The 8,531-nt window shown below is 38.0% G+C and carries 7 protein-coding genes; 3 read left to right on the top strand and 4 right to left on the bottom strand.

The window, feature by feature from the left end; all coding sequences use genetic code 11:
• The 3 genes from J536_RS21795 to J536_RS21785 form a co-directional block, all read left to right on the top strand.
• The coding region (locus tag J536_RS21795) for a glycine zipper (protein ID WP_032063190.1) at window positions 1–368 on the top strand (368 nt) is incomplete at its 5' end.
• Window positions 369–501: 133 nt separating this feature from the next.
• The gene (locus tag J536_RS21790) at window positions 502–1,506 is read left to right on the top strand and encodes an LLM class flavin-dependent oxidoreductase (protein WP_032063191.1); all 1,005 of its coding nucleotides are present in this window, start codon (window positions 502–504) and stop codon (window positions 1,504–1,506) included.
• A gap of 148 nt (window positions 1,507–1,654) precedes the next feature.
• Window positions 1,655–2,218 carry a hypothetical protein gene (locus tag J536_RS21785; protein WP_032004706.1) on the top strand — a complete coding sequence of 188 codons (564 nt, stop codon included), beginning with the start codon at window positions 1,655–1,657 and terminating at the stop codon, window positions 2,216–2,218.
• Window positions 2,219–2,257: 39 nt separating this feature from the next.
• On the opposite strand, the gene pgaD is transcribed toward J536_RS21785, so the two are convergent.
• Genes pgaD through pgaA form a run of 4 tightly spaced genes read right to left on the bottom strand, consistent with a single transcriptional unit; the run spans window position 2,258 to window position 8,227 of the window.
• On the bottom strand, window positions 2,258–2,716 hold the full coding sequence (gene pgaD, locus J536_RS21780) for a poly-beta-1,6-N-acetyl-D-glucosamine biosynthesis protein PgaD (RefSeq protein ID WP_017480835.1): 459 nt from the start codon (window positions 2,714–2,716) through the stop codon (window positions 2,258–2,260).
• Window positions 2,713–3,960 carry a poly-beta-1,6-N-acetyl-D-glucosamine synthase gene (pgaC, locus tag J536_RS21775; RefSeq protein ID WP_014207132.1) on the bottom strand — a complete coding sequence of 416 codons (1,248 nt, stop codon included), beginning with the start codon at window positions 3,958–3,960 and terminating at the stop codon, window positions 2,713–2,715. The genes pgaD and pgaC overlap by 4 nt, the downstream gene beginning before the upstream one ends.
• Window positions 3,960–5,786 (bottom strand): poly-beta-1,6-N-acetyl-D-glucosamine N-deacetylase PgaB, encoded by a 1,827-nt coding sequence (gene pgaB / locus J536_RS21770; RefSeq protein WP_032063192.1) that lies wholly within the window; start codon window positions 5,784–5,786, stop codon window positions 3,960–3,962. Before pgaB ends, pgaC begins: the two co-directional genes overlap by 1 nt.
• Window positions 5,786–8,227, bottom strand: a complete 2,442-nt coding sequence (pgaA, locus tag J536_RS21765) for a poly-beta-1,6 N-acetyl-D-glucosamine export porin PgaA (RefSeq protein WP_032063193.1) — start codon at window positions 8,225–8,227, stop codon at window positions 5,786–5,788. The genes pgaB and pgaA overlap by 1 nt, the downstream gene beginning before the upstream one ends.
• Between the last annotated feature and the right edge of the window lie 304 nt (window positions 8,228–8,531).

Raw genomic sequence — 8,531 nt, 5'->3', positions numbered from 1 at the left:
TTGGTGGTACCTCAGGTGCAACAATCGGTGCTGCTTTAGGTGGTGCTGGTGGTGCAGCAGCAGCAAGTGATCGTCGTAATCGTACAGAAGCTGCAATTGGTGGTGCTTTAGGTGGTGGTGCTGGTTATACAGTCGGCAAAAATATGGGCGGCACCAACGGTGGATACATCGGTGCAGCAGTAGGTGCAGCTGGTGGTTCTGCATTAGGTCGTAAAGTTGCTGAAGACCGTAACTACGATGACCGTTATGACCGTGATCGTTACGATCGTGATGACCGCAGATATTACGATGGTGACCGTCGTTATTATAAAGGTGGTAGCCGTCGCCATGACAATGGCTTACACCGTGGTTGGTATAAAAACCGCTAATTCACAGATGAATCAAAAGAGCACCTTCGGGTGCTTTTTTATTTATAGCTAAAAATTAATATCGAAAAAAAACGATATACATCACACCCCATATATCGTATTATTTCGATATATCCTTATTCGAGAATATCGCATGCGATCACTTCAAGATACCAAGTTCTCCATTTTGGAACTTGCTCCTATTCGTAATGATAAAACCATCGAATTCTCATTACGTCACGCATTAGAATTGGCACAACATGCAGAAAAACTAGGTTATGAACGTTTCTGGCTTGCTGAACATCACAACATGGATGGAATCGCAAGTTCAGCTACCGCTGTCTTACTCGGTTTTATTGCAGCACATACACAGCATATTCGCTTAGGTTCAGGCGGAATTATGCTTCCTAACCATGCTCCTTTAGTTGTCGCAGAACAATTCGGGACGCTTGCTACTTTATATCCAAATCGTATTGAACTTGGTTTAGGCCGTGCTCCCGGTACAGATCAACTCACCATGCGAGCTTTACGCCGTGGTCATCAAGAAACAGAAGATCAGTTTCCTAGAGATGTTGTCGAAATCTTAAAATATTTCGATGTACCTCAAGCAGGACAAAAAATTATTGCAACACCGGGGCAAAGCACACATGTTCCTGTTTGGTTACTTGGATCTAGTCTATTTAGTGCACAACTCGCGGCAAAACTTGGACTTCCCTACTCATTTGCATCACATTTTGCACCACGTATGTTAGGTCAAGCCATTCAACTTTATCGAGAGAACTTTGAACCTTCTGAGTATCTAGATAAGCCATATGTTTCAATGGGTGTACCTGTTGTTGTAGCAGATACAGATGAGGAAGCACAGTTTCTAGCAACAAGTGCTTACCAACGCGTATTAGGTTTAATTCGTGGAGAAAGTTTGAAGCTTAAACCTCCAGTTGAATCAATGCAGGGATTATGGAATACAGCAGAACAACTTTCTGTCGAAAACTTCTATGCAATGGCACAAATTGGTTCTGTAGATACGGTTCGCTCTGGTTTACAAAAGCTGTTAGCTACATACGATGTTGATGAATTTATTTTTACATGTGATGTATACGATACAGCTAAACGTTTAGAAAGCTTTACACAACTCATGAATGTAAAATCAGAACATTAAACTCCGCTTCGCATTCCCATACTTGAATTAATTTCGAGTATGGGATGACCATCTATCTGAAAAGACTTTACCCCAACTTCCTGCTTGGTTATTTATATTAAAACGATAAAAACATCATGATTTAAAAAACCAAAAGGACTTTTGGAAAATGAGTATTAATATTAAAAATAACACTTCAAAATCAGTGATTTTTCAGAATATCTCTCAAGATTTCGAAGATTTTACTGGTCAAGTGATTTCCTCAACATCAATTAAAGAGTTTGACTTTTCACATTCATCTGTCGCGATTATTGGTACAAATCAAGATAGCGTGACTCATCTTGAAAAAATCTGCCAGCAAGCAAAATTTGTGACTGTCTTCCAAATCACCCCTCATTTTATTTTGCCCCATAGTCAGATGGGTACACATAAGTTAATTACTCACCCACTTATTATCAAAAACCGCAGGTTATTTAACAATCGTGTTAAAAGCATTCTGGCATTACGTTTTCTAGAAACCCAAGTAAACGAACCATGGCTTAAGCGTCTTTTGACTCCCAATACTGCAACCACCAAAAAAGTATTTTTTAAATCCGACAGTTATTATGCAGCACTTCAGAAACCCAACTGTAAATTGCAAACATGGCCAATTGTTAAAATTACCAATAGATCTATTCACAGCATGGATGGTATAGAACAACCCGTTGATATTATTATCAGAGCAATACCATAAAAGTAAAAAAAAGCATGGTTTTAGGCCATGCTTTTTTATTTACTCATATTTTTGCAAATTACCATGATCATCGTAATGCAAAATGATGCGCTGTTTTTCTTGCAAATCATTTAGCATATCGGAAGTAACTGAAAATTGGGCCGCTAATAATTCTACAGAACTATTAGGTGCCTTAGCACGTCGGTCCTCACCACTAAACCTAATCCAGTTATAACTTGCCCATAAAATTAAAATAAGCGCGCTAATTCCGATCATTAATGCTAAATGTAATAAGGTCTTAACTTCTGATAAGTGGTCTATCCAGACGTAATCATAAATTAAGTGACCTTCAAAAACCCATAAAAACAGTGAAACCAGTGGGAAAAGCAGCCACATTAAACAAATCCAGCCAATGGTTTGTAATGTATAGTTTGCTGTTTTATTTTTGACATATTCCGGCTGATCAATATATTCAGGGATATCTAAAGTCTCTATATCCTTATTTTCCTCAAGTTTCATGGGTTATCTCCACGGAAGCCTCGGTCTGGACTTACCCAACGGGCACGTTTTTTTGTGTTAAATAAAGTTTTTGGTACCGCAACGACACTTGTGAACAAAGTCAGTAGCCAGAAAAATAACGGGTACCAAATCACCCAAAAGTAATTTCTAAAAAAACGCCCTCGGTCATAACGATGATCAATCCACAAACTCACTAAAAACTGGATCAAACATGTTCCGCCTAATATTACACCGTACCACTGTGGCATAAGCGTTTTGATCTGCCATTGCTGAGGCAGCTCAATAAACAATCCCACAAAAAATAGCGTGAAGATCATGATCATCACATAAGACCAGATAATACTGACTAGCGCCTCAATCATGACCGGCCACATTCTTCGAACACGCAGTTTGAACATTTGTGGAATATATTCTATAAGAACCTCTACCCCACCTTGCGCCCAGCGAAGACGCTGTTTCCATAGACCTTTAAATGTCTCAGGCATATAGATATAACAAAGTGCTTGTGGAATATACTGAATATCCCAATGGTCTAGCTGTAACTTCCATGAAATATCAATATCTTCGGTAATTTTATCGTCTGACCAAAACCCGACTCGAGCGAGTGCAGTTTTACGAAATGCTGCAATCACACCAGATACGGTAAAAATACGACCATATGTACGTTGTGCACGTTTAATCAAACCAATAATCGAAGAAAATTCACCAACTTGTAATTTTCCTAAAATACTAGATCGGTTTAAAATTCGTGGATTACCAGTTACAGCACCAATTCGCGGGAAGTTAATAAATGGTTGCATTAACCAAAGTACCGCATGCGGATGCAACAACGCATCTCCATCGATACAAACAAGATATTCGTATTTACTAACCAGTACTCCCGATCTTAAAGCTACAGCCTTACCCTGATTTTCTGCTAAGTGTACAACCCGAAGTCGTGAATCTTGCGCTGACAATTCATCTAGAATTTCGGCGGTCCTATCACTACTTCCGTCATTAACAGCAATGACTTCAAAATTAGGATATTTGGTTTGTAGCGCATAACGAATTGTTTGGCGTACTTGCGCTTCTTCATTAAAACACGGAATGATGATACTGCATCCTTCACCTGTAGGTTCAGGAAGCGCTTGTTCGCGGTATTCTCTTTTAAAGAAAAACCAAAGTCCCCCTACCATCCATGTCCAAGCCATCAGTAAGGGATATAAAAAGGCAAAAGCAAACAGAATATCGAGTAATACTCTCATTACTTTTTCCCCTCTACCAATCCAGCAAAAGGCTGATACATCACAGGGCTAGCATTCAGACTAAGCGGATTATATAAATACTGATGAACATCTTTTGATTTTTCAAAGTCATAGCCATCAATACCGAATTTCTGGATTCCTATTCGCTGAATAGAAAAGAGCCCTTGCTGAACCTCTTCCCAAGCATTTTTTTGCGAATTTTCTGGTAATACTAAAGTCAGCATTATTCTTTGCTTATTATTTTCATCAAGTGTATTTAAGAGCGTTAACAACTGATTAAATTGTTTTTTCTTGCCAATCACATCGAACTTCAAATTGACTAAATCATGTTGCAATAAAAGCGTTTTTATAAGCTCAGGTAGATTTTCGATATGATCTAAATCAGGTGTAAGCAATAAACTAAACTGTGCCTGATTACTCATATTTAAATAAGGTTTGACCGCTTTTTTAGTCAGTTGACTCAGTTGTTCGAGCTGTTTTGATTGTTCAATGCAACTGCTTTCTTGCACGGTTATTTTTTGCATTGCGCAATTTAAAGATGATCCTGCATTAAGCTGAACACCACTTAAATTACTGTTAAAACGCGCAATATCTTTAGCCAAATCTACAGTTAGAAATGGTTTATCTTTTTGCGGATAAGCAGGCAACTCTAATATTACAGATTGACCAGCACGAGTTTGAGCCTGCCATAAACTACGATTTAGAATATCTTGTTGAACAGATATTTTATTTGTAGGGAAATAAGCGACATCATATTGCCCATCTCCATCTTTGTCTTCTAAAGGCTTTAAGATTAAAGCGTTGTTTTTTAAGCTATACAGTTTTGATAATAACTGCCCAAGTTTTTCATCAGTTTGGGTATTGTGGGGCGCTGCCAAATGCTTTAAATCCATACTCACAAAATGACGCGATTGCTTAAATAAATCTGACTCTTCGAAATTCAGAATATTTAACATTCCTTCTGTCAGTTGTTCGGCTGTAGGGTTATCAATGACTAAACTACGCTTAAAAGTTGAGTCACTCACGCGATTCATACCATCACGTCCCAAACTGAATGAAAACTGGAAACCTGCCTGTTGTGCTAGCTTCTCTAACTGTTCATTCACGGCGCCATAAGGCCAAATAATTGCTTTAGGGTTAACCCCTACTTCTTTTTTCAAAACTGCATAAGATTTTTTTAAATCCTGCAAAATACGTTGTTGATATTCCGCATCGGTTTCATAACGTGATTGCGATTTTAAATAGGCATAAGAAGTTGCAGCAGGTTGCTCATTACCTTGAGGATTGGCTAATACACCATGATGCAAATCATCACTATGGCTTGCAAACTCGGCTAACCCCGATGCTTGCATTTCACGAACTTGAGCCCAGTTCACCAAGTTACCCTGCCCATAAGCTTCATAACCTGCCTTAGTATTGCCATTTAACCAACTGGTTGGAAGAGCAAAAACTGCTGGAATCTGATATTGCTTCAGCAAAGGAAATACTCGGCTATAACTACTTAAAGCACCATCATCAAAGGTCAGTAGAATAGAGTTATGAGGTAATTCTTTACCTTGCTTACGTGCCTCTTCAATGTCTTTTAGTCGAATCGGTTTCCAGTCCGACTGGCTAAGCCAATCGAGGAACTGTGCCAGATTATTGGTCTGAATCGCATAAACATCGCGGTCACCTTCCTTGAGTACGTCATCTCGCACGTCATGAAAAGTTAACGAAACCGTATGATTTTTTGGTAGTTCAGTTTCAATGCGGGCATGAGAAAATTGTACGGGTAATAATGTTGAGGCAAACACACAGCTCAACATTTTTGACATCATGTTATTCATTAAAAACGCCCTTCAAATCCGAAAATACCGTAGGTATGTTGTTCATCATGACCATCATATGGATGGTATTGCCAACCAATTCCATAATTAAGTTGCCAAGTCCGTGAGAGCTGCCATTGATGTTGATATTGCAAAGAGTATGTTGGTCGAGCTGAGTAATCTGCTTGTTTATATAGCCCTACTCCAGCTTCAAAATGTTGTTTAAATGAGCGTTCGTACTCTCGCCAAGTGACCCAGTCATGGCTTAAATTCAACTCGGCACTGTAATGATTGCTTGGGCTAAAGTAAGCAGTCTGATCTTGGCTATTGCTGCCATAAAATCCACGAACGGTTCCGTAAGTAATATGGTGAGGCGCATCAAATAATCGCTCACGCCAAAAAGTAGAAAATTCTTGTTGTTTATTACCGTCACTTATATCGGTTAAGCCATAGCTCGCTCCAATTTGGCGTGACTCATATTTTTGCCATGTCAAAGCAGCACGGTAAGCTTGCCCATCCTCACCAGCATCAATTGCTTGTAATGGAATATTAGCCTGACTGTCATATTGCAATTGATATTGCCAGTGGTCGTTTAACCATTGCGACCAATCAAGACGAACACCTGCTTGGCCACCATCTGTACTTTGCGACAAAATTGCCGACAATGCCTTACGGTTTGCTTGCCACTCAGCACCAACCCCATAACGTTGGTCATGCACATCACCAAAACGGTATTCACCGTAACGATCTTGATGCCAAGCAAATAGACGATAATTATCTTTAATCCAAGGGCTATTAACACGAGTTTCCATTTCTCGATCTTTTAAGCCATTTTGCCCACTCACAGAATCGCTATTTTCTGCTTTACTCTGCCCCCAAGTTGTAGAGTGCGAGATGGTTGCTCTATCACGATCATCCAACTCTTTTCGACTTTTAACTACACCGCTATCTTCAGGATAATATTGCAAAAGACTTTCTGTACTTTTGCGCCATTCAGGAATATGTCCTAAAGCCTGAGCATTTTGCATTTGATTAATACGCGTATCTTTAGCAACGGGTGTTAAACCATTTAAACGAGCAATTGTTTGCTTTGCCTGTAACGGTTTATCTCTCCAGCGCTCAACACGAGCAAGGTTATTAATTAAACCTTCATTAGCAGGTGCAAGATCTACTTGTTTTTGAAAGTGCTTTTCTGATTTATCCAAATGATTTGCATAAGCTAAATGCATGCCTTGTAAAGCAATATAATCATCACGATCAGGATGGCTTGATTTATCTACTCCCTTGGCTTGGCTATATTTATACGTAGGGATTAAACGATCAACCTCACTTAAAAGTTGTTCAGCTTGCTTATATTTTTCTTGTTCAATATAAGAATAATAAAGCCCCGTATATACCGTCATATCTGAGTAGTTTTTTTCGGTAAGTAAGGTTTTAAAAGCGAGTTCAGCCTGCTGCGGTTGTCTTTCAGCTAAATAACTATCAGCAATCGCATGACGAACATAAGCTGGTAGCTTTTCAAACGGTACATTTAATTTAGTAAATTCATCTAATACCGTACGGCTACGCCCACGAAAGTCCAAAGCATACAAATAGTCATAATGAAATCTTAAATAATTAGGGTCTGACGGTTGAATCAAAGGCTGTATTTGTTCACCTTGTTTCAACACAGCATCAAGCTCGGCAAAGCCTTCACTGTCCGACATGCCTTCACGATTCAAATATTTATAGCGGGTAATTGCGTTATTTACACGTTGAGAAAACTCGCTGACTTGTAACCAGTGTTGTAACGATTCTGTTTGCGCATTTTTATCACTGGCAGTCAGCAACTGCTGAGCTTTTTTATAAGCGCCTACAGCCGCCAAGTCGTAACTATATTCTTGCAAAACCGCAAAAGATTTTGGTTGTTGTTGATAAGCTTGCTCGATTGCAGATAAAGCATCTACAGGTGAATTAATGAGTCGATATGCATAAGCAATTTGAACAAATTGATCGGCTGTAAGATTTTTACTCTTAATACCAGATAAATGCACCTTAGCATTTACAGGATCTTTAGCCTCAGCATATAGAACCGCTAATAAAATCTGCCCATCAGATGTCTTTTGAATATTAAATTTATTCGACCACTCAATTGCATTTTTAAAGTGTTTAAAATCACGAAAATTACGTATTAATGGTAGTTGCCCATATTCTGGAAAAGTCACATAATTAACATTTGCTAAATACTGAGAAGAAAAAGTTAATAAATCTCTTTTTTCACTTGACATTACAACTAAATAATCAGCCAGTAATTTTTGGTCATGTGGATACTTATTTAGCAATTGTTCTAATTGCAATATTGCTTGTTGAGTTTGCCCAGTTTTGTAAGTGTGAATAGCTTGCTCTCGCAATTCATCTACTTGAGCAGCATATAAATTAAGAGGCAAGATATATACCAATGAAAAAACACATTTTTTTAGCATTTTGATAATCGGATAGTCCCATATCGAGGTGGGAAAGTATAATTAAAATTAAAAACCAATCACACAATACCAAAAAAGTGTGACCTATTTAACATTTTACAAATTGTGGATTTTTCATGAATGCTTTTAAAAAATATTTATAAAAAATAAAGAATTACTATTTTTCAGCACAATAAAAAACATACACTTCTTTTCAATAGTGTTATTTAAATTTACAAATGAGTTTCAAAATAACTACGGGCTTATAACCAATAAAAACTATTTAATAATATTTAGTTTTATATATAAAACTTTAATTTTTGTC

The organism is Acinetobacter sp. 809848 (assembly GCF_000581275.1).
In the GTDB taxonomy this organism is placed as follows: Bacteria; Pseudomonadota; Gammaproteobacteria; order Pseudomonadales; family Moraxellaceae; genus Acinetobacter; species Acinetobacter pittii.
Note: the sequence above shows the minus strand (reverse complement) of the source record. Positions and strands in the feature narration are given on the sequence as shown.

What these genes read in the sequence shown, in the direction of transcription:
- J536_RS21790 (WP_032063191.1), top strand. Translation starts at nt 502, where the DNA reads ATGCGATCACTTCAAGATACCAAGTTCTCCATTTTGGAACTTGCTCCT.
- J536_RS21785 (WP_032004706.1), top strand. Translation starts at nt 1,655, where the DNA reads ATGAGTATTAATATTAAAAATAACACTTCAAAATCAGTGATTTTTCAG.
- pgaD (WP_017480835.1), bottom strand. Translation starts at nt 2,716, where the DNA reads ATGAAACTTGAGGAAAATAAGGATATAGAGACTTTAGATATCCCTGAA.
- pgaC (WP_014207132.1), bottom strand. Translation starts at nt 3,960, where the DNA reads ATGAGAGTATTACTCGATATTCTGTTTGCTTTTGCCTTTTTATATCCC.
- pgaB (WP_032063192.1), bottom strand. Translation starts at nt 5,786, where the DNA reads ATGAATAACATGATGTCAAAAATGTTGAGCTGTGTGTTTGCCTCAACA.
- pgaA (WP_032063193.1), bottom strand. Translation starts at nt 8,227, where the DNA reads ATGCTAAAAAAATGTGTTTTTTCATTGGTATATATCTTGCCTCTTAAT.